The organism is Bradyrhizobium sp. Bra78, assembly GCF_024519855.1.
In the GTDB taxonomy this organism is placed as follows: domain Bacteria; phylum Pseudomonadota; class Alphaproteobacteria; order Rhizobiales; family Xanthobacteraceae; genus Bradyrhizobium; species Bradyrhizobium japonicum_G.
In genome coordinates this window covers 165,405-185,707 of sequence record NZ_JALJRE010000005.1, presented here as the reverse complement: position 1 = coordinate 185,707, position 20,303 = coordinate 165,405, and the positions used below count along the sequence as shown (strand labels likewise).

Sequence of the window (20,303 nt, the reverse complement as noted above, 5' to 3'; positions counted from 1 at the left end):
CTGACCGCCGACCAATGCCTGACGCAACCGGTGCAGGCCCATGGCGCAGCTCAAACCCCCTTCGGGCGGTCCGTCCGGCACAGCCGCGCCGGCGCCGCCGCAATGGATGCACCGCACGACGCCATCTGCGCCGGAGCGCCGTGCCGGAATGCTGGCGCACATGGCGCGCGCCAGGTCGGTCCCGCAGCCCCAGGCCGCAACCGTGCCCGAGCCATTGCGCAAGAACGGCAAGGACATTCTCGGCGATGCCTTCGGTTACATGGTTCTGTTCGGCATCATCGCCCTGCTCGTCCAGTCGCGCATTCCGCTCTATCTCGGCGCGTTTCTGTTCCTGACCGACGGCGCGCGCATCGAAGCCGCGCTCGCGACGATCGGTATCCGGTTCGAGCCCGATACGATCGGCCCCGACATCGTCAAGGGCTTCGTATCGCTGTTCGGATGGTTCGCGCTGCTGGCGTCGTCGAGAAACGCCGTCCCCGCCTGGCTCGCGGCATGGATGCCGCCGGACACATCCTGGTCCACCATTGCCGGCATCGCCGTCGTGTTCGCCGTCGTCGAAGCATTCGCGGCGCTCGCGATGCGGCACGCATTGCCGTGGTTCGGATTCCGGATCAGATCCGGCAGCCTGACCGCGACGGCGATCAAGCTCCTGATGGCCGTCGGCCTGTTGGCCCTGCTGGTGCTGCTCGGCTCCCTCTGAGCGGCGCGCATTGACGATGTCGTGAGACGCCGCGCCCGTTAACCGGAAATTTACCCCTGCTCCTGAGCGCCGGTATCATTTGCTTAGAATATGATCCCTACCGTGGAATTACGGAAACACTCCGCAACACGATTGGCGCCCATGTCCGTCGCAGAGTTCCTCAGGCAGCGTGCCGTGCAAGTCACCGTGAGCGGGAGCTACTCGCTGCCGCGGTGGTACGATTGCGAGGGCAAGCTCCGCACCTTCGCCTGCCGCACCAGCCGCGTCTCCCCGTTCCGGATGATGGTCGACGTGCCCGTGGTCGGCAAGGTCGGCGAACGCGTGACCTCCTACTTCCAGGATTTCGGCGAATTCCAGTGCACCATCAGCGCGACGCTGAAATCGGGCTTCCTGATGGAGCTCGACATGACGCGGGCGCGGCGCGCCTGGATGTCGGAAAAGCTGACCTGGCTCGAGAAGAAGCAGAAGGACGACAGCATCCAGGAGCTGCGCAATGACGCTCGGTTCGTACCCCAGGTCGCGCACACCTTCCTGACGCTCGCCGACGGCAGCAGCCATGCCTGCTTCATCATCGACGTCTCCACGGCCGGCGTCGCGGTCTCCTGCGAATACGACCCGCCGGTCGGAACCCCGCTTGCGGTCGGCGCCTGCGTCGGGCGCGTCATTCGCAAATTCGACAACGGTTTTGCAGTCAAGTTCGCCGAGAAGCAGCAGCGGGACGACCTCGTGCGGCTGGTCGTGCGGACGCCCTTGCTGCTGCGATCGGCCTGATCCTCAGCCTCGCCGCCCTATCGCGGCCCCATTCCGGGATCAGTTTTTCAGGGGGCCGCGCCTCGTGCCGGACGTCATTTGCAGACCTGCGATCGGGGGACCGAATGGCAGTCGACAAGATCACGGTTGATAAGATCAGGGTTGATAAGATCACCTGGGACAGGGTCGGCCGGGTCACCGAGCCCGGACGCTACATGTACACGTTCGGCTGGCTCACCATCACCCCCGGCGATCTCGAGATCTGGAAGCAATACCCGCAGGCCGCGTTCACGCTGATGGCGCAACATTCCGAGCCGGACGAATCCATCGGCGAGGAATTCCATCTCGGCGCCTTCGACGTCGCGCCCGACGCACCGCCGCCGTTCACCACGCACTGAAAGCAGTCAAAGGCGGCGGCCTTCGGATCGGGAGCCGCTGCGCATGGTGCGGGTCGCCGCGGGAACGCATGGCATGGGCGTTGCTTTATCTCTGCCATGATACACATTCCAGCCGTCGACCAGGCCTTCCTGCTGCTGCTGATCGTCCTCTGCCTGGGGACGTGCCTCGTACGCGCCTTCTGGGAGCTTGAGCAGGTACGGTCCCGCCGGATCGCGTCATCGCCCCGCGGACGCGCGACGAAGCGAGACTAATTCAGGCCGGTCCGCCCGGCCACGCGCGGTGCGGAGAGAGGAAGTCCCGGCTCTGGACTTGCCGCAGGGACCCATGCATCTTGAATCGAAGAAACCTGCGCATTTGCTTGATCCGCCTCAACAATCACGATGTGACATCCGGCGCGCGACCCGTTGCCATGGATGACGAACAGGTCTTGCCATGCAATTGATTGCGTTCGGTATTCCACGCCTCGCCGGCGACGCATATGAACCCAGGCTGTCACGTCTGTTAAGCGAGACGACAGCGAGCGCATGACACATGGTCGCATCGGGAAACGTAGATAAGCAGATCAAGGGAACCTATTTTCGGCGCCGATGTACCTGATTGAAGCGTTACCCACCGTCATCGGAACGGCCGCCATCGCCCCGGCGCTGCTGATGCTGTGGCTTGTCATTGCCGCCGAGGAGCGCCCGGGGCCGCCGGCCCAGGTCTGGACTGCCTTCCTGCTGGGCGCGGCCAGCATTTCGCTGCTGGGTCTCGCCCGCGCCCCCTTCGCCAAGATGGTTGCAGCCCCCGACGATCCATGGGCGGCGCTGGCCATGCATTCGATCTTCGGGGTCGCGCTGCCGGAGGAAGCGGTCAAGGTGATCGCCATCGTGCTGGTCGCCTCGACCAAGCGGCGGACCTTTGCCAATCCGATGGACACCGTGGTCTATGGCGCCGCCGTCGGCCTCGGCTTCGCCGCCTACGAGAACCTCGCCTATCTGGTGCAGCATGCCGAAATGTGGCGTTCGCTGGCCGCCTTGCGCAGCGTGCTGACCGTGCCATTCCACGGCGCGCTCGGCATCATCGCCGGCGCTTATCTGACGATCGCACGGGCCGGCACGGCGCTGGGCGCGAACCGTCATCATCGCGACTGGGCCCGCCTGTCCAGCCGGCTGCTGATCTTCGCAGGCCCGCTCGCGCTGCATTCGGCCTTCGACTTCCCTCTGCTCACCCTGCAGAGGATGCCCGACCTCGATCCCAGCTTGCGGATGTGGCTGGGCGGCGCGAGCCTGCTGATCGGCTTCAGCTCGATCGCCTTCGCCATCCGTCTGGTGCGGCGCGTTGCCCGCCATCACGCGCCCCGGACCGATATCGCGCGGGAGCGGCTCAGCCAATTGCGCCGGATGTGGGCACTGCTGCTCGCCGGCGGCGGCGTCGGTTTTCTCGGGCTCGCCTTCGTGCTGACCTCGATTCATCATTGGCTGATCAACCCCGAGCGCAACCTGACGCTGGCCCTGATCCCGATCGGCTTGGTCTCGATCCTGCTCGGCCTCGCCCTTCTGATCGTCACGATCGCGATCTATATTCTCGGCCGTAACCGCGTTCGCACCAGCGGCGAAGGTTTTTCGTCAGCGCACGGCGGCGGTTGAGCCGCGGGATGGCAAGCGTGCCGCGCACGCACTAGATTGAGCACACGCCATTCGAACTGGAGCTTAGCGATGACATCGCCCGAGGATCTTTCACGGCTGCAATCCGCCATGAGTCAAACGGTGAAAGCGCATTGGAAAGCCTTCCTGTTCGAAGGTATCCTGCTTGTCGTGCTCGGCGTTGCCGCACTGATCCTGCCGCCGCTCGCAAGTCTCGCCATCGCGATCTTCCTCGGCTGGATGTTCCTGATCAGCGGCATCGGCGGATTGATCGTCACCTATTGGGCGCGCAGCACGCCGGGCTTCTGGTGGTCGCTGATCTCGGCCGCGCTGGCCGTGCTCGCCGGCATGCTGCTGCTGGCGCGGCCGATGCAGGCCGTGCTGACCCTGACCATCGTGCTCGGCGCCTACTTCCTCGCCGAGGGCGTCACGACCATCATGTATGCGCTGGAGCACCGCCGCGAGCTGAGCGGCCGCTGGTCATGGCTGCTGATCTCCGGCCTCGTCGACATCGCGATCTCGTTCATGGTGATCACGGGCCTGCCGAGCTCGGCGGAATGGGCGATCGGCGTCCTCGTCGGTATCAACCTGCTGTTCGGCGGCGCCACGCTGATCGGCATGGCGCTGGCGGCACGCAACAGCAACACCTGAGGGGCCTTGCGGCGCCGTTCGCGTTTTGGGGGGTGACAACCCGCCAATGGCGCGCTATATGGCGTTCCATGATCACCCTCGTCACCAGCTATTTTTGGTACTTTAGCTACGACAGCTCGCTGGCGGCAGGAGGATCGCGCTCAATCTGAAACATTGCAGCAAACGTCCGAACAAGCCGCCAGACCTGGCGGCTTTTTTATTGGCCGGCAGGTTCTCACAAAGACAGGAGCCCGCCGTGCTGAGCACGACCGACGATCTTCGTATCCGCGAACTGAAAGAGCTGAGCACGCCGGATGAGGTGATGCGGGAAGTCCCGCGCACACTCACCGCGACGCGCGTGGTGATGGCGGCGCGCAACGCCATCCACGCCATCCTCAACGGCCAGGACGACCGGCTTCTGGTCGTCGTCGGTCCCTGCTCGGTGCATGATCCCAAGGCCGCGCTCGAATATGCCGAGCGCCTCGCGAGCTTGCGCGAAGAGCTCGCCGACCAGCTCGAGATCGTGATGCGGGTCTATTTCGAGAAGCCGCGCACCACGGTCGGCTGGAAGGGCCTGATCAACGACCCCGATCTCGACGGCAGCTTCGACATCAACAAGGGCCTGCGGCTGGCGCGCAACGTGCTTTCGGCGGTCAACAATCTCGGCCTGCCCGCCGGCACCGAGTTCCTCGACATGACCACGCCGCAATACATCGCCGACCTCGTGTCCTGGGCCGCGATCGGCGCGCGCACGACCGAGAGCCAGATCCATCGCGAACTGGCCTCGGGGCTGTCCTGCCCGGTCGGCTTCAAGAACGGCACCGACGGCAATGTGCGGATTGCGGCGGACGCGGTGAAGTCGGCCTCGCATCCGCATCATTTCATGGCGGTGACCAAGCTGGGACGCTCGGCGATCGCCTCGACCGCGGGCAACGAGGATTGCCACATCATCCTGCGCGGCGGCGGCCAGCCGAACTATGACGCGGCAAGCGTCGCGGCAGCCTGCAACGAGCTGGCGAAAGCCGGTGTCGCGCCGCTGGTGATGGTGGATGCGAGCCACGCCAATTCGAGCAAGAAGCCGGAAAACCAGCCGCTTGTGACGGCCGACATCGCCGGGCAGATCGCCGGCGGCGAGAACCGCATCATGGGCGTGATGATCGAGAGCAATCTCGTCGCCGGCCGCCAGGACGTCGTGCCGGGCAAGCCGCTCACCTACGGCCAGAGCATCACGGACGGATGCATCGACTGGGCGACAACGGCAACCGTGCTCGAGCAACTCGCCGACGCGGTCGAGGTCCGGCGCAACGCGCAGCGCGCGGGGCTGCACGAGCGCACGGCGTAAGCCTGCCAGACGCGGGCGGGGCGAGCTGTCGCGCCCTGCCCGCTGCTCCGGTGTCTAGCAGCCGCGGCAGATGCTCTTGATCTTCTTGTCGAGCGCCTGGTTTTCCTTGCTGAGGGGATCGTTGGGGTCGCTCAGGTTCTTCTCACTTGGCACGTCGCCGGCCCGCGGCTGACGATGTCCGACCGGTGCAGGCGGCGGTGAACCTGCCGACTGTCCCGACGTGGTCGATCCCTTGCTGCCGGTCTGCGCGAAGCCCGCGCCGCCGAACACCACCACGAGCGACAGTGCCAGGATGATGCTTCTCATTTTGCTCCTCCATTCCTCAAACCGGCGTCCTTCCAATCCAACCGCTCAGGTCTCGGGTGGATAGAGATGAACGTCGCCGCAATAATCCACGATACGATAGCGCGTTTCCGATGCCGCATCACCCGCATCAAGTGCGGTATTTTGCACCGGCAACACGTAATTCGGCCCGACCGGCGATTTGCCGGCCCCGCCGGGAATGTCGATGACATAGTCGGGCTGACACAGTCCTGACACCCGTCCGCGCAGCTGCCGCATCAAGTCCTGCCCCTCGGCGAGCGTCGTTCGCAGATGCGCAGTGCCCGGCGCAAGATCGCCATGATGCAGATAATAGGGCTTGATCCGGGATTCGACGAAAGCTCGCATCAAATCCGACAAGGCGGCGACGCTGTCATTGACGCCGCGCAAAAGCACGGACTGGCTCACCATGGGAATTCCGGCGTCGACCAGCCGCGCGCACGCGGCGCGCGCTGGCCCCGTCAGCTCGCGCGCATGGTTGGCATGCAGCGCCACCCAGGTGGTCGCACCCTCGACCTTCAATGCCGCGACCATGTCGTCGCTGATGCGCGCGGGATCGGCCACAGGTACGCGGGTGTGAAGGCGGATGATCTTGACATGATCGATCGCGGCAAGATCGGCCATGATCTCGCTCATCCTCCGCGGCGACAGCATCAAGGGGTCGCCGCCGGTCAGGATCACCTCCCAGATCTCGCTGTGCGCGCGGATGTAGTCGATCGCGGCGCGATAGGCGCTGTCCGAGAGCGCATTCTCCTTGCCGGGTCCGACCATCTCGCGGCGGAAGCAGAAGCGGCAATAGACTGCGCAGACATGAACGAGCTTGAACAGAACGCGGTCGGGATAGCGATGCACGATGCCGGGAACGGGCGAGTACGGACGATCGCCGATCGGATCGGCGTTCTCGCCGGCCTGCATCTCCAGCTCCGCGGCCGTCGGAACGAACTGCCGCGCGATGGGATCGTCGGGATCGGACGTATCGATCAAATCGGCCAGCGCCGGCGTGATCGCCACCGCATAGCGCGCGGCAACGCGCTCGAGTGCCGGCAGCGCCGTGGCGGGCGCCAGTTGCGCGGCTACGAGTTCGGCCGGCTCGCGCAAGGTGCGTGCAAGATTGGTCTTCGTCATGTCTCACTTAACGTTTCATTTGAAGGCGGCGTCCAGACCACCTGATCAATTCGCGATGCGCCGCTCGCCAGCATCACCAGCCGGTCGAAGCCGAGCGCGACTCCGCTTGCGTCCGGCATTGCCGCGACCGCGGCAAGAAAGTCCTCGTCCAGCGGATAGGCTTCGCCGTAGCGACGCTGCTTCTCCGCCATGGATTCGGTGAAGCGCTTGCGCTGCTCCTCGGCGTCGGTCAGCTCGCCAAAGCCGTTGGCGAGCTCGACGCCGCAGGCATAGATCTCAAACCGCTCGGCAACGCGGGGATCGCCGGCCTTCACCCGCGCCAGCGCCGCCTCCGGAGATGGGTATTCGAACAGGATGGTCAAACGGCCCTGCCCCAGATGCGGCTCGACATGCTCGACCAGGACCTTGCTGAAAATGTCCGACCAGGTGTCGTCCGCGGCCACGCGGACCTTGCCGGCGGCCGCCTGGGCAAGCGCGGTGCGGTCGCCCTCGCCGCCGGAAATCGTCGCAAGCAGGTCGATCCCGGCGAACTGCTCGAAGGCGCCTGCGACAGTCACAAGCTCCGGCTCGGCGAAGGGATCGGCCGTCCGGCCGCGGAAATCGAAGGTGCCGATGCCGGTCGCCTGCGCGGCACGGGCGATGACGACGACGCAGTCGGCCATGATGGCGTCATAGGGGGCGCCGGCCCGGTACCATTCCAGCATGGTGAACTCGGGCAGGTGCAGGTCGCCGCGCTCACGGTCGCGGAACACCCGGGCAAACTCGAAAATCCGCTCCTCCCCGGCTGCCAGCAGCTTCTTGCAGGCAAATTCGGGCGAGGTCCTCAAATAGCGGCGGGCGCGACTGCCGTCGGGCCGCATGATCTCCGTCCGGGGGGCGTGCAGGTGGGTCTCGTTGCCCGGAGAGACCTGGAGGACGGAGGTTTCGACCTCGATGAAGCCCTGCTCAGCGAAAAAGCCCCGTAGAGCCCCGGTAATGGCCCCTCGTGCCTGCAGGAAAGGCCGCCGGTCGAGGTGGCGCCCGGGCGACCAGAATGGCGAGATCGGCTTGTCCCCAGCCATTAGCCGACCTCTCCGTGGGACAGCAAAGTGCTGGCTTCCATCGGCAAAATCAGTATGTTGCGGCCCGAAACGGGCACCGAGGTCCGATTTGAGACCCCGAGTCCCCCATCGATTTGACCACGTCCTGGCCGGAGCCGGGCCAAGCAAGCAGGAAATATAGCTTTGAGAGTCATCGCCAGTTCTATTCGCAAGGGCAACGTGATCGAGCAAGACGGCAAGCTTTATGTCGTCGTGAGCGCCGAGAACATCCATCCCGGCAAGGGCACCCCGGTCAGCCAGATCGAAATGCGCCGAATCTCGGACGGGGTAAAGATCTCCGAGCGCTACAAGACCACCGACCAGGTCGAAAAGGCCACGATCGAAGAGCGCAACTTCACCTTCCTCTATGAAGACGGTGACGGCTACCACTTCATGAACCCGGAGACCTACGACCAGGTCCAGGTCTCCAAGGACGTGGTCGGCGACGCGGCCTCCTATCTTCAACCGGACATGACCGTCAAGCTGTCGACCCACGACGTCAACGTCGTCTCGCTCGCGCTGCCGCAGCGCGTGACACTGGAAGTGGTCGAGACCGAGCCGGTGACCAAGGGCCAGACCGCCTCGTCGTCGTACAAGCCCGCGGTGCTCTCCAATGGTATCCGCACCACCGTGCCGCCACACATCGCGGTCGGCACCCGCATCGTGGTGATGACCGAAGACGGCTCCTACTCCGAACGCGCCAAGGACTGACGGGGAAAAGCGCGATCACAACGGGCGGCGCCGGGGGGCGAGACAAGTGGTTGGGAAGGGTTTCCGCTTCGTCTTGCTGGCCCTGGCGTCGCTTTCGCTCCTCGGCACCACTCGACTTGCTGCGGATGAATTTCGCAGCCCCTCGCTCACGGCCCTGCGCGTCGACTGGCGCGCGGCGCTTGACCAGCTTCGCAGCGAAATCAACGGCCATCGCGGGGTCGCGGCCGATTTCATCTTCGCGCCCCGCCGTTCGGTGCCGCGCTACGATCCGCGGGCGACGCCTGCCCTGGTGCAGCTCAACGCGGTCTCCTCCCAATTCTTCACCGGCATCGCCAGCAGCTCCGTGCCGGTGCTGCTGCCGTTCGACGCCGCCGCGTATCTCGAGGCGCAACGCAGCGGCGCGCCCGCGACCCCTACGTTGTCGCGCTACCAGGCTGACTTCAATCCCGTCGACATGTTCGATGCCGGCCCTGCCGGCTACAGCGCGACTTTCTCGTTCGAACCCGGTGCCGGCGACGGCATGCCGAGCCGGGTGTTCGCCAGGCCGGTCGAGGTACAGATCACCGGATCGGCGCTCGTCTACGACATAGCCGATCCCTCGGGCGGCAAGGGCGAGCTGGTCAAACCGCTCGCAGCGCTTTACCCGGACCTGCGCAAGTTCATCCGGGAAGGTTATGTGCGCTACGCTTTCACCCGGTTCGGCGTGGCCTATGTGGTGTCGATCCAATGCCTCGACAGCGTCGCCAAGCCGCGCCGGCTCGCCTGCAAGGAAGCCTATCCGGTCGCCGAGCGCTTCCTGAAGGCACTGCGCATGGCGGGCGGCCAGCGCATGCGGTCGCTGACGGACATCGCTTCCAGCATTCTCGATCGTCCTGCGGCGCGTTCGGCGGACTTCACCTACCGGCCGAGCGGCGACATCATCCCGAACACCGGCTATCGCAAGCAGGGCGGTCATCCCGACGTGATGGCCTATGCCCAGATCCGCTTTCCGCTCGAGAAGGCGCCTGCGTTCGTTCGCTCGCAATCCTACGCCAAGCGCGACAAGATGGAGAGCACGACCGCCTATCCCTGGCGCGACAATTTCTGCGAATCCCGCAGTTTCGAGGTCTGGCAATGCGGCGGCGGCTACGGCCATCAGGGCGAGGACATCCGCGCCGCCGAGTGCCCGGCACCCGGTGAAGGCCGCGAGGCCTGCGATCCCAAGCAGCGTGCCGTCGTCGCCGTGCGCGACGCGAGGGTCATTCGCGCCTTGAAGGACCAGGCCGCGACGCTTCAAGTCAACAGCCGGACCGAGCACATTCGCTTCCGCTACATGCACATGAACCCGCAGGCGATGAACGCCGACGGCCTGCTCAACGGCCGCATCGTATGGGAAGGCGAGAAGATCGGCGTGGTCTCGAACTATCTCGACCATCCCGCCGGCACCTCGATGCACCTGCATTTCGACGTGCAGGTGTTCACCCGCGACGGCTGGATCTGGGTCAGTCCCTACGTGACTCTGGTCTCGGCCTACGAGCGCCTGATCCGCGGCCGCGGCCGCGAGATCGGCCCGGAGATCGCGGGGGCTCCGCAGCCGGTCGCACATGCGCTGCCGGAGGACGTGATCAAGCCGGATCTGCGCGAAGGATCGGGCGCCGAGGAGAATTGACGGCTTGTGCGTTCCAATGCCGGGCAGTGCCAAAGCGTGTTGTCGCACACACCGCCGGCTCGAAGGCATAAGGAACAGGTTTGATGAGTGTCGGACTGATTGGTCTCCTCGACGATATCGCGGCGATTGCAAAGGTGGCAGCAGCCTCGCTCGACGATGTAGCGAGCCAGGCGGCCAAGGCGGGAACAAAGGCGGCTGGCGTGGTCATCGATGACACAGCCGTCACGCCGAACTACGTGATCGGCTTTGCCTCGAAACGCGAACTGCCGATCGTGGGTAAGATTGCGGTTGGGTCGTTGCGCAATAAATTGCTGATCCTGCTACCCATTGCCCTCTTGCTTGGTTATTTGCTCCCCGCCGCGGTCACGCCGCTACTTATGCTGGGCGGGGCCTTTCTCTGCTACGAGGCTGCTGAGAAGGTGCTCGAAGCCGTGATGCCGCATCATGCGCGCCACCGCGAAGCTCAGCTCCAGCCGACCGCGTTGAATGCGCGGTCGGTCGAGGACGAGAAGGTCGCGAGCGCCATCAAGACGGATTTCATCCTGTCGGCGGAGATCATGGCGATCACGCTGGCGGCCATCCCGGCGGGCAGCATCTGGACGCAGGCGCTCGTGCTGGCGCTCGTCGCCATTTTCATCACAGTTGGAGTCTACGGCGTGGTCGCCCTGATCGTGAAGGCGGACGATGTCGGCGTAGCGCTTGCGCGGTATGGCGGCGCCTCGTTCATTGGCAGCGCAATCCGCTTGCTTGGACGTGTGCTCGTCAGCGGCATGCCCACCCTCCTGGCGGTGCTGAGCACCATCGGCACGGCCGCCATGATCTGGGTCGGCGGCGGCATCATCCTGCACGGCATCGAACAATACGGCCCAACCGTGGTCGGCCACACGGTCCATACCGCGACCGAGGCTGCCGCGCATGTCCTTCCCTCCATTGCCGGCATCGCCGAATGGTTGGTCGAGGCAGCCATCTCAGGCGTCGTTGGACTCATTGTCGGCGCAGTCGTGATTCCGGTCGTCGAATACGGTCTTTCACCAATATGGCAACGGTTGAAGCCATCGCGGCCGACCTGAATAACGGCGGGTTCGGATTGCGAGTGCCAGCTACTCCAGATACGTCGTCAGCTGCGCGCCCTCGTCCGCCACGAACACCGCGATCAATTCTGCCGGCTCCGTGGCGCTGGCATTGGCCGAGACCAGATGCGTCGCGCCCGGCGGCTCGAAGAAGGACTGGCCGACGCCGAACGTCTCGACCGGGCCGCCGCCGAGTTGGGAGCGGATCTCGCCCTTGGTGACGTAGGCGGTCACCGAGCCGGCGTGACGATGCGGCCGCGAAAAGCCGCCGGGACCATAGAAAACACGCACGATTGTGACGCGCTTGCCCGGCACGTTCGGCAATGCGTAGGAGCCGATCGGCTCGACCTTGTCGAGCGGCGAACTCTCGGCGGCCGTCGCGCACAGCGGCGCGAGCGCGCCGGATACGGCGTCCATCGTCACCGGCAACACCTTGCCGGTCGCAAGCGCGCAGGCGAGCCCGCCGGCGACGGCCAGAGCCATCGAGCGCGATCGCACCAGGCGTTGCGTGGTGCTCAAACTCATTGTTGTCATGACGACCTCCCCTCGCCGCGATCAGGATGCCGCGGCATTCGTTGCGACAGGCCGCTTCGCCGGGGTCCAGCGATACGCCGCGCCAAAACGGTTCCAGACGTTGATCGAGGCAACTGCCGAGGTCAGGTACATCAGCTCCGCCTCGGAGAATTCGCGGCTCGCTTCAGCGTAAACCTCATCGCTGACGCCGTCGGGAAGCAAAGTGAGCGCCTCGGCCCAGGCCAGCGCAGCGCGCTCGCGCACGGAAAAGACCGGCGCCTCGCGCCAGACCGCGACCAGATTGAGCTTGTCCGCGGGCACTCCGATCCGCTCCGACAGCAGGATGTGATGCTGCAGGCAAAAGGCGCAGCCGTTGATCTGCGAGGCGCGCAGCTTGACGAGCTCGATGAGCTGCTTGTCGAGGCCTGCCTTGGCCGCCACCTGACCGAGCGCCAGCACCAGCTCATACGCATCGGGCGCGATCTTCCTGAAATCCTCGTATTCGCTGCGGACGTTTGGCATTGCCGTCGACCTCGTCTTAATGTAAGAGCACTTATATTGTATAAGAGCCCTTACATGCCCCGCAAGTCAACCGACATCACAAAATCGCAAGCCGTGCGGAAGAGGCCCGCACCTGCCGCCAACGGAGCGGTGCACATCCCCGCTCCCGGCGAAGGCAAGCGCGGCGAGCAGGGTTATCTCGGCTATCTGCTGCGACAGGCCCATGCCGCGGTCCGCCTGACGACCGAGCGGACGCTCGCCGATCTCGGCGTGACGTCGCCGCAATTCGCCGTGCTGACGATGCTGAATGCCTATCCCGGCCTGTCGGGGGCGGACGTCGCCCGCCTCACCTTCCTGACGCCGCAGACCGTCGGCGTCATCATACGAAATCTCGAACGCGACGGCGCGATTCTGATGACGCCTCATCCCGTCCACGGCCGCATCCAGCAATGGACGCTGACGCCGCGCGGCGCGACGCTGTTGAAGGCGTGCCGGGAACGGGTGATGGTGCTGGAGAAGCGCCTCGTGAAGGGCCTGGACACGAAGGCGGAGACCGCGATCCGGCGCTGGCTCGCAGACATCGCGGCCGACCTGCAGGAGGACTAACGGGCAGCAAGACGAACGGAGCAGTGCTCGCCGCTCAGTCGCCGCCTCCTCCGTCCCCGCCGCCATCGCATCCGCCGGCATCCGAGAAGTCGCCGCCCGCGCCACCGTCACCGTTGATGCCCCGGCCATAGTTCTCGACGAGGATCATCAGGATCACGACGACAAGCCCGGCCCCGAACGGCCAGGGATTGGCACGGATGATGTCGAACAGCTCCCGCATACGCGTATTCTGCACAGACGGAAGCGAACCGACCGTAAAGTGACAGGCCTAAATTTGGGGATATCCGGCCATGTGCAAGGACGACCTACCCCTCTTCCAACGCTTTCTTAACCGCGCCGTCGGGCCAGTTATCGCCCGCCGCGATCACCCGCACGCGGGTTTGATCGGCGGCATTCACCAGCACATGCGAACAGATATCTTCGCTGCTCTGCCTCAAATGCAGATCGGTTTCGGGCTTCCAGCTCAGCGTGGTCGCGATATCACCGGGAAAAATCTGCCACTGCGATCCGTCGTCGAGTTGGACGACATGGCTCTCCGCATGCGCACGTATCTTCATTCCACCCCGAATGCTCGGTGACCAGACTGCGGCGGAAAACGGGCCCCGGCGCCACGGCCGGGGCCCTCGCTACATCAGTCGTTGTCGTGATGAATCACGGTCTTGCTGCGATTGCCGAATTCGTCTTCCTTCTTGATCACCGTGGTGCGGTCGGCAGGCGCCCGCTCCTTGATGACGGTGGTACGGTCGCGATCGCGATCGCGGTATTCGTGGGACTGCCCGACGGTCACGCCGGCGCCGACCGGGCCGACGTGAACGCCGACTTCATCGGCGAACGCAGGCGCGGCAATGGCCGTGACCATGGCGGCGGCAAACAGATATTTTCTCATGTCTCATCCTCCAGTGTGTGCGGAGGGAATGCCGGACTGCGACACTTTGTTCCTGCCGATGAGCACGGATGCCTCCTGTTCCCAGTTCCAGGAACCGGCTCACAGGCGCCATGTTTCCCGCTAGGATGCCTCCATGAAACAAGCTGATTCCTCATCCCATCGCAGCCGCCGCGCCCTGCTTCGATCGTCACTCGGCGCAGCCGCACTCATCGCGCTCCCGACGTGCATCCTCGCCGCCCCTCCGGGCTTCGATGAATGGCGCGAGGGCTTTCGCGCACGCGCCATGGCGAAGGGCATTTCGGCCGCGACCTGGCAGCGCGCGATGGCGCGTGTCGAACCCGACATGAGCGTCTTCAAGCAGATGCGCAACCAGCCGGAATTCCACGAGCAGGTCTGGCAATACATCAATCGCCGCGTCTCCGACTGGCGCATCATCAACGGCAAGATCGCACTGAAGAACAACGAGGCGCTGCTCGCGCGGATCGAACGCGATTTCGGCGTCGAGCGTGGCACGCTGCTGGCGCTGTGGGGCGTCGAATCCGCCTATGGCGATCCGCTGGTGCAGCAGAACCACATGACGCCGGTGTTTCCCTCGCTCGCCGCGCTGGCCTGGAATGAGCCGCGCCGCAAGGCCTATTGGGAGACCGAGCTGATCAACGCGCTGCGCATCGTCGACAAGGGCTGGAGCACGCCGGAGCAGATGCAGGGATCCTGGGCCGGCGCGATGGGGCATTCGCAATGGATGCCCGAGGTCTGGCTCAATGTCGGCATCGACTATGACGGCGACGGCAAGGTGTCGCCGTTCGGCAAGCCGGACGATGCGCTGGGATCGACCGCAAAATATCTCGTCAACCGCGGCAAATGGCACCGCGGCGAGCACTGGGGCTATGAGGTACGCGCCTCCGGCGAGACGAGCGGCAGCCGGACCTATGCGGCATGGCAGGCGGCCGGCGTCACCCGCTCCGACGGCCAGCCGTTTCCGCAACCAAACGCATCCGCGCAGCTGTGGACACCTGTTGCGGGCGGGCCGTCCTTCCTGCTGGGACCGAATTTCAATGCAGTGAAGAGCTACAATCCCTCGATGAACTACGCGCTGGCGATCTGCCATCTCGGCGACCGTTGCCTGGGCGCGCCGCCCTTCATCCAGCCCTTCCCCGGCTCCGAGCGCGCGCTGACGCTCGCGGAGGTGCAGGAGATGCAGACGCGTCTGACCAAGGCCGGATTCGACACCGGCGGCACCGACGGCCGCGTCGGCAACGACACCATGAAGGCGATCAAGGATTTTCAGCATCGCGCCGGCATCGCGCCCGCCGACGGTTATGGCGGGCTGAAGGTGCTCGCGAAGCTGCGGCAGGGGTCGTAACTCGCCTCAGTGCCGGTACTGCGGCTCCTCCGCGTCGAGCTGGCGGCGGATCGCGGCAAGATGCAGCCGCGCGGATTCGGAATCGCCTTCGCGCATCTGCCTGTAGGTTTCGGCCGCAATTGCAGGATCGACCGGCAGCACCTTTCGTCCCGTCGACATCGCCAGCACCTGCACCTCGGCGGCGCGCTCGAGGTAGTAGAGATCGTCCCAGGCCTCCGCGATGGTCGGCGCCAGCACCATGACGCCGTGATGCTTCATGAAGACGATGTCGGCATCGCCAACGGCCGAGGCGATGCGCGCGCCCTCGCGGTTGTCGAGCGCCAGACCGTTATAGTCGCGGTCCAGCACCGTGCGGCCATAGAACTTCAGCGCGGTCTGGCCAGCCCAGATCAGCGGATCGCCCTCGGTCATCGACAGCGCCGTCGCATGGGGCATGTGGGTGTGGAAGGCGACCCTGGCGCGCGGCAGCCGCTTGTGCATCTCGGCGTGGATGTAGAACGCGGTTGCCTCGGGCACGCCCTCGCCGTCGAGCACGTTGCCGTGGAAGTCCCAGATCAGCAGCTTTGACGCCGTCAGCTCGCGGAACGCATAGCCGTAGGGATTGACCAGGAAGAGATCGTCATGGCCCGGCACCACGGCCGAGAAGTGGTTGCAGATGCCCTCTTCAAACCCGTTGCGCGCAGCCATGCGGAAGCAGGCGGCGAGATCCTCACGCGCGCTGCGGATCGCATCGGTGGCGAGGTCCGGCCGGTTCGAGCGAAACGGAGTCGGTGTGGATGATGAAGAGTGAAGGCTGTGCGCCATGGCGAAGGACACCTTTGTCGGTCGGGAGCTGCCCGCGTTGTACAGGGCCGACGCCTGCGCGTCAGCCCCTGCGGGCGCCACCCTGCCCTTCGCGACCTGCGCAGCGGCTCATTGCCGCCGTGGCACGGCGCCGGCGTTCATGCCGCCGTCGATGACGAGCTCGCTGCCGGTAACGTAGCGCGAGGCATCGGAGGCCAGATACAGGACGCCACTGGCGATCTCCCCAGCCTGGCCGGCACGGCCGAGCGGCGTTGCGACCTTGGCTCGCTCCTCCGGATCGATCGGCGCGTTCTGGCCCGCGCCGGTCGCGCCGGTCGGGATCTTGCCCCAGATCGGCGTGTCGATGATGCCGGGATGCACGGAGTTGACGCGGATGCCGTCGCCCGCGGCGGCGCACTCCATCGCGATCGATTTGGCGAACAGCCGCACGCCCCCCTTGGTGGCCGAATACGCTGACAGCCCTGCCGCGCCGCGCAGGCCCGCCAGCGAGGACATCATGACGATCGACCCGCCGCCGCTCTTGCGCATCAATGGCAGGCAATGCTTGACGGAGAGAAACACGCCGTCGAGGTTGATCGCGTTCTGCTTGCGCCAGTCAGAGAGCGTCATGTCGACGATCGAAGGCACGGCAATGCCGATGCCGGCATTGGAGACCATGATGTCGAGCCGGCCGTAGCGCTTCGCGATCTCGGCCGTGACCTCGATCCAGCGCTCCTCGCTGGTGACGTCCTGCTCCAGGAAGATCGCCTTGCCGCCGGCCTTGGTGATGCGCCTGGCGAGCTCGGGACCGCGCAGCTCGTCGATGTCGGTGGCAATGACGGTGGCGCCCTCGCGCGCGAACAGCTCGACGATGGCCTCGCCGATGCCCGAGGCGCCGCCGGTCACCAGCGCCACTTTCCCCTCAACCTGCCCTGCCATGTTCACTCCCTTTTTTGTTTTTTACCGGGCCTATCTAATCATGGATGGTCCCTGGTCGGGTAGCGCGACGTCGATGACGCGGAATTGTACCCGCTCGGCACCCTGGTAGCGATCGACCGACAGCGATCCCGCGACATGCAATTGCTGGCCGCGATTGGCCACGAGCGCATTGCCGAGCTTCTGGCCGACCGAGCGGAACGCGATGCCGTTGACGACGGCGCCGTCGCCCGACTTGAAACGCAGGCGCAGATGCGCCTGGCCCACTTCGTCGGCGTAGACGAGCTGATGCGCCGGCAGCGCCAGCACGGCTTCCGGATTGCCGCTGCCGAAGGGACCGGCGCGATTGAGCGTGGTCGCCAGCTCCGTCGTCACCGCGCGCGCGGAGACCGCGCCGTCGATGTAGAGCTCGTTGACGTGGCGTGCCTCGGCGACGTCGCGGGCCAGTGCATTTTCGAGATAGGCGCGAAACTCGGCGAGCTTTTCCTTCCGCAGCGTCACGCCCGCAGCCATCGCGTGGCCGCCGCCCTTGAGCAGAATACCGTCGGTGACCGCCTGCCGCACCGCCTTGCCGATATCGACGCCCGCGATCGAGCGGCCCGAGCCGGTGCCGATGCCGCCGGGTTCGAGCGCGATGGCAAACGCGGGTCGCGAAAACTTCTCCTTCAGGCGAGAGGCGACGAGGCCGACCACGCCGGGGTGCCAGCCTTCGGAGGCCGTGACGATGACGCTGAGCTTGTCCTCCAGCCCGATCGAGGCCAGCGCCTCGGCTTCGGCCTGTGCTTCGGCCGCCTGCTCGATGACGCGGCGCTCGCTGTTGAGCCGGTCGAGTTCGGCGGCGATCCGCGCCGCTTCGACGCTGTCGCCTTCGAGCAGCAGCCGCACGCCGAGGTCGGCGCGGCCGATGCGGCCGCCGGCATTGACGCGCGGCCCCAGCATGAAGCCGAGATGCCAGGCCTCCGGCGGGCCATTGAGCCGCGCCACGTCCATTAGCGCGGTGTGGCCGACATGGTCGCGCCGCCGCATCGCGATCAGCCCCTTGGCCACGAAGGCGCGGTTGAGTCCGATCAGCGGCGCGACGTCGGCGACGGTGCCGAGCGCGACGTGATGCAGCATGCCGAGCAGATCGGGCTCGGGCATCTGCGCATTCCAGAAGCCGCGCTGGCGCAATTCACGATTGACCGCGACCAGGGTCACCAGCACGAGGCCGACGGCGGCGAGATGGCCGAGGCCCGAGAGATCGTCGAGCCGGTTCGGATTGACCAGCGCGTCGACCTCCGGCAGCTCCGTGCCGGCCTGATGGTGGTCGATCACGACGACGGACATGCCGATCCGCTTGGCCTCAGCGAGCGGATCTATGCTGGTGGTGCCGCAATCGACGGTGACGAGCAGCGTGGCGCCCTTCGCGGCCAGGCCACGCACGGCTTCGCTATTCGGGCCATAACCCTCGAAGATGCGATCGGGGATGTGGATCAGCGGATCGAGCCCGCAATGGCGCAGATGCCAGGCCAGCAGCGCGGCCGAGGTGGCGCCGTCGACATCGTAATCGCCGAAGATTGCGACCTTCTCGCCGTTGGCTGCTGCATCCGCGATCCGCTTGGCGGCAGCTTCCATCTCCGTCACCGTGAACGGGTCCGGCAGCAGCTTGCGGATGGTGGGATCGAGGAAATCGGCGACGGCGTCGATATCGACACCACGGCCCGCCAGCACCCGCGCCAGCAGTTCGGGCAGCTGGTGCCGCTGCACGATGGCGAGCGCCTTGGCCGCGCCGCGCGCATCGAGCCGGTCGCGCCAGAGCTTGTCGGTGAGCGAACGCGCGACCCCCAGGAACGCCTGGGGCGCTTCGACGGGCAAGGCGGTGGCGGGCGGCGTCATGACGGGCGGCAATCTGTTGAAAACTCGAGGCTTGGGCGATCACGCTAGGCGCCCGGTCACTGGCTTAGGAGGATTGGCCGGGAAACCCCCGCCATTTGCAACGGCCCGGGGACACAAAGCGGTGGATGGCCGGCCGGCAGGCCGGAGTGACTATCATTTAGGCATTCCGCCGAATAGCAAATTAAGCAGGCGTTAGGCGGAATCTTCGAAAAAGAATCGTATTCGATCTGTAAGCGATTGTTCCGGGTTCATTGCAGATCAGGCCTCATTGCCAAGGGAAGTCCCCCGATGTCTGCTGCGCTGGGTCTGAAAGCCAAGCCGATCACTACCGAACCCGCTGATGACGATTCCGATATCTCGGCTCTGATCAACCGCCTCACCGCGGAGGTCAACCAGATCGCGGTCGACAAGACCAAGTCGATCCAGCAGATCACCAACCAGATGAAGATGCTGGCGCTCAATGCGCTGATCGAAAGCTCGCGCGCCGGCGCCCAAGGCGCGGGCTTTGCGGTGGTGGCGCAGGAGGTGCGCGGCGTCGGCCAGCAGGTCGAGACCATCGCACGCGAGCTCGAAACCCAGCTGACCAAACGCACCGGCGATCTCGTCGCCTCGATCGACCGCATGAGCCAGCGCTCGCGCGGCGAGCGCATGGTCGACCTGTCGCTCAACGCCATCGAGCTGATCGACCGCAACCTCTATGAACGCACCTGCGACGTGCGCTGGTGGGCGACCGATTCCGCCGTGGTCGATTGCGCGGCCTCGCCGAGCGCGGCCGCCGTCTCCCATGCCTCGCAGCGTCTCGGCGTGATCCTCGCGGCCTACACCGTCTATCTCGACCTCTGGCTCTGCGACCTCGACGGCAACGTCATCGCCAACGGCCGCGCCGACCGCTTTCGCGCCGTCGGCCAGAACGTCGCCCATACCAAATGGTTTCGCGAGGCGAAGGCCCTGCGCTCCGGCGACGACTATGTCGCCGGCGACGTCGAGAACCAGCCGCTCCTCGGCAATGCGCAGGTCGCGACCTATTGCGCCAGCGTCCGCGCCGGCGGCCAGGCCAACGGCGCGCCGATCGGCGTGCTCGCCATCCATTTCGACTGGGAGGCGCAGGCCCGCGCCATCGTGCAAGGCGTGCGCGTCGGCGACAGCGACAAGGCCCGCGTGCTGCTGGTCGACTCGAATTTTCGCGTGATCGCAGCCTCCGACGGCCAAGGCATCCTCAGCGAGCGCATCTCGCTCGCGCTGGACGGCCAGCGCTCCGGCTTCTACCAGGACCGTTCCGGCACGCTGGTCGCCTTCCATGCGACGCCGGGCTACGAGACCTATCGGGGCCTGGGCTGGTACGGCGTGATCGTCTGCGGGGCGTGAGACTGGGGCCAGCCGGCCTGTCCAAGACAAAACCGTGAAAACAACCCCATGCACAGTAGCTACAGGATTGTTTCC

At 65.6% G+C, this 20,303-nt stretch carries 23 protein-coding genes; 12 read left to right on the top strand and 11 right to left on the bottom strand.

Going from position 1 to position 20,303, the window contains the following annotated elements; all coding sequences use genetic code 11:
* Positions 1 to 40 precede the first annotated feature (40 nt).
* The 6 genes from OC450_RS13875 to OC450_RS13850 all read left to right on the top strand — a co-directional run bounded on the left by OC450_RS13875 (position 41) and on the right by OC450_RS13850 (position 5,446).
* Positions 41 to 700 carry a hypothetical protein gene (locus tag OC450_RS13875; protein ID WP_211385702.1) on the top strand — a complete coding sequence of 220 codons (660 nt, stop codon included), beginning with the start codon at positions 41 to 43 and terminating at the stop codon, positions 698 to 700.
* Positions 701 to 841: 141 nt separating this feature from the next.
* The gene (locus OC450_RS13870; protein ID WP_256808105.1) at positions 842 to 1,471 is read left to right on the top strand and encodes a PilZ domain-containing protein; all 630 of its coding nucleotides are present in this window, start codon (positions 842 to 844) and stop codon (positions 1,469 to 1,471) included.
* Positions 1,472 to 1,590: 119 nt separating this feature from the next.
* The gene (locus OC450_RS13865; RefSeq protein ID WP_262048202.1) at positions 1,591 to 1,848 is read left to right on the top strand and encodes a hypothetical protein; all 258 of its coding nucleotides are present in this window, start codon (positions 1,591 to 1,593) and stop codon (positions 1,846 to 1,848) included.
* 588 nt (positions 1,849 to 2,436) lie between these two features.
* Entirely contained in the window at positions 2,437 to 3,477 is a 1,041-nt protein-coding gene (locus OC450_RS13860) for a PrsW family intramembrane metalloprotease (protein ID WP_262048067.1), read from the top strand.
* Between the two features lie 69 nt (positions 3,478 to 3,546).
* A complete protein-coding gene (locus OC450_RS13855; RefSeq protein ID WP_211385699.1) occupies positions 3,547 to 4,125 on the top strand; it encodes an HdeD family acid-resistance protein in 579 nt (192 codons plus the stop codon).
* A 235-nt stretch (positions 4,126 to 4,360) separates the two neighbouring features.
* The gene (locus OC450_RS13850; protein WP_211385698.1) at positions 4,361 to 5,446 is read left to right on the top strand and encodes a 3-deoxy-7-phosphoheptulonate synthase; all 1,086 of its coding nucleotides are present in this window, start codon (positions 4,361 to 4,363) and stop codon (positions 5,444 to 5,446) included.
* A gap of 54 nt (positions 5,447 to 5,500) precedes the next feature.
* Here the strand turns inward: OC450_RS13850 and OC450_RS13845 are convergent, their stop codons facing one another.
* From OC450_RS13845 to epmA, 3 genes are read right to left on the bottom strand one after another with little or no spacing between them, the layout of a single operon-like run.
* Complete coding sequence (locus OC450_RS13845; RefSeq protein ID WP_256808103.1) at positions 5,501 to 5,752, bottom strand: hypothetical protein; 252 nt, start codon at positions 5,750 to 5,752, stop codon at positions 5,501 to 5,503.
* A 45-nt stretch (positions 5,753 to 5,797) separates the two neighbouring features.
* The gene (locus OC450_RS13840) at positions 5,798 to 6,892 is read right to left on the bottom strand and encodes a lysine-2,3-aminomutase-like protein (protein ID WP_256808102.1); all 1,095 of its coding nucleotides are present in this window, start codon (positions 6,890 to 6,892) and stop codon (positions 5,798 to 5,800) included.
* The gene (gene epmA / locus OC450_RS13835) at positions 6,889 to 7,953 is read right to left on the bottom strand and encodes an EF-P lysine aminoacylase EpmA (protein ID WP_211385695.1); all 1,065 of its coding nucleotides are present in this window, start codon (positions 7,951 to 7,953) and stop codon (positions 6,889 to 6,891) included. The genes OC450_RS13840 and epmA overlap by 4 nt, the downstream gene beginning before the upstream one ends.
* Before the next feature lie 162 nt (positions 7,954 to 8,115).
* Between epmA and efp the strand changes: the two genes are divergently transcribed.
* The 3 genes from efp (at position 8,116) to OC450_RS13820 (ending at position 11,400) form a co-directional block, all read left to right on the top strand.
* Complete coding sequence (efp, locus tag OC450_RS13830; RefSeq protein WP_028151018.1) at positions 8,116 to 8,682, top strand: elongation factor P; 567 nt, start codon at positions 8,116 to 8,118, stop codon at positions 8,680 to 8,682.
* Positions 8,683 to 8,728: 46 nt separating this feature from the next.
* The gene (locus OC450_RS13825) at positions 8,729 to 10,330 is read left to right on the top strand and encodes a M23 family peptidase (protein WP_211385694.1); all 1,602 of its coding nucleotides are present in this window, start codon (positions 8,729 to 8,731) and stop codon (positions 10,328 to 10,330) included.
* Positions 10,331 to 10,413: 83 nt separating this feature from the next.
* The gene (locus OC450_RS13820) at positions 10,414 to 11,400 is read left to right on the top strand and encodes a DUF808 domain-containing protein (RefSeq protein WP_262048066.1); all 987 of its coding nucleotides are present in this window, start codon (positions 10,414 to 10,416) and stop codon (positions 11,398 to 11,400) included.
* Positions 11,401 to 11,430: 30 nt separating this feature from the next.
* On the opposite strand, the gene OC450_RS13815 is transcribed toward OC450_RS13820, so the two are convergent.
* Both OC450_RS13815 and OC450_RS13810 read right to left on the bottom strand, forming a co-directional pair.
* Positions 11,431 to 11,934 carry a cupin domain-containing protein gene (locus tag OC450_RS13815; protein ID WP_211385692.1) on the bottom strand — a complete coding sequence of 168 codons (504 nt, stop codon included), beginning with the start codon at positions 11,932 to 11,934 and terminating at the stop codon, positions 11,431 to 11,433.
* Positions 11,935 to 11,955: 21 nt separating this feature from the next.
* Positions 11,956 to 12,435 (bottom strand): carboxymuconolactone decarboxylase family protein, encoded by a 480-nt coding sequence (locus OC450_RS13810; protein ID WP_262048065.1) that lies wholly within the window; start codon positions 12,433 to 12,435, stop codon positions 11,956 to 11,958.
* 54 nt (positions 12,436 to 12,489) lie between these two features.
* Between OC450_RS13810 and OC450_RS13805 the strand changes: the two genes are divergently transcribed.
* Positions 12,490 to 13,020: a MarR family winged helix-turn-helix transcriptional regulator gene (locus OC450_RS13805; protein WP_262048064.1), complete on the top strand. Its 531-nt coding sequence runs from the start codon at positions 12,490 to 12,492 to the stop codon at positions 13,018 to 13,020.
* A 34-nt stretch (positions 13,021 to 13,054) separates the two neighbouring features.
* Here the strand turns inward: OC450_RS13805 and OC450_RS13800 are convergent, their stop codons facing one another.
* The 3 genes from OC450_RS13800 to OC450_RS13790 form a co-directional block, all read right to left on the bottom strand.
* Positions 13,055 to 13,240: a hypothetical protein gene (locus OC450_RS13800; RefSeq protein WP_262048063.1), complete on the bottom strand. Its 186-nt coding sequence runs from the start codon at positions 13,238 to 13,240 to the stop codon at positions 13,055 to 13,057.
* 85 nt (positions 13,241 to 13,325) lie between these two features.
* Complete coding sequence (locus tag OC450_RS13795) at positions 13,326 to 13,577, bottom strand: hypothetical protein (protein WP_262048062.1); 252 nt, start codon at positions 13,575 to 13,577, stop codon at positions 13,326 to 13,328.
* Between the two features lie 74 nt (positions 13,578 to 13,651).
* Positions 13,652 to 13,906, bottom strand: a complete 255-nt coding sequence (locus OC450_RS13790) for a hypothetical protein (protein WP_027557921.1) — start codon at positions 13,904 to 13,906, stop codon at positions 13,652 to 13,654.
* Between the two features lie 133 nt (positions 13,907 to 14,039).
* Between OC450_RS13790 and OC450_RS13785 the strand changes: the two genes are divergently transcribed.
* A complete protein-coding gene (locus OC450_RS13785; protein WP_262048061.1) occupies positions 14,040 to 15,269 on the top strand; it encodes a lytic murein transglycosylase in 1,230 nt (409 codons plus the stop codon).
* 6 nt (positions 15,270 to 15,275) lie between these two features.
* Here the strand turns inward: OC450_RS13785 and OC450_RS13780 are convergent, their stop codons facing one another.
* The 3 genes from OC450_RS13780 to recJ form a co-directional block, all read right to left on the bottom strand.
* Positions 15,276 to 16,073: an aldolase gene (locus tag OC450_RS13780; protein WP_262048060.1), complete on the bottom strand. Its 798-nt coding sequence runs from the start codon at positions 16,071 to 16,073 to the stop codon at positions 15,276 to 15,278.
* A 108-nt stretch (positions 16,074 to 16,181) separates the two neighbouring features.
* Positions 16,182 to 16,991, bottom strand: coding sequence for an SDR family NAD(P)-dependent oxidoreductase (locus OC450_RS13775; RefSeq protein WP_211385685.1), 810 nt, complete (start codon positions 16,989 to 16,991; stop codon positions 16,182 to 16,184).
* 30 nt (positions 16,992 to 17,021) lie between these two features.
* The gene (gene recJ, locus OC450_RS13770) at positions 17,022 to 18,863 is read right to left on the bottom strand and encodes a single-stranded-DNA-specific exonuclease RecJ (RefSeq protein ID WP_211385684.1); all 1,842 of its coding nucleotides are present in this window, start codon (positions 18,861 to 18,863) and stop codon (positions 17,022 to 17,024) included.
* A gap of 288 nt (positions 18,864 to 19,151) precedes the next feature.
* On the opposite strand from recJ, the gene OC450_RS13765 reads away from it, so the two are divergent.
* Positions 19,152 to 20,228 (top strand): methyl-accepting chemotaxis protein, encoded by a 1,077-nt coding sequence (locus OC450_RS13765; RefSeq protein WP_211385683.1) that lies wholly within the window; start codon positions 19,152 to 19,154, stop codon positions 20,226 to 20,228.
* Positions 20,229 to 20,303 lie beyond the last annotated feature (75 nt).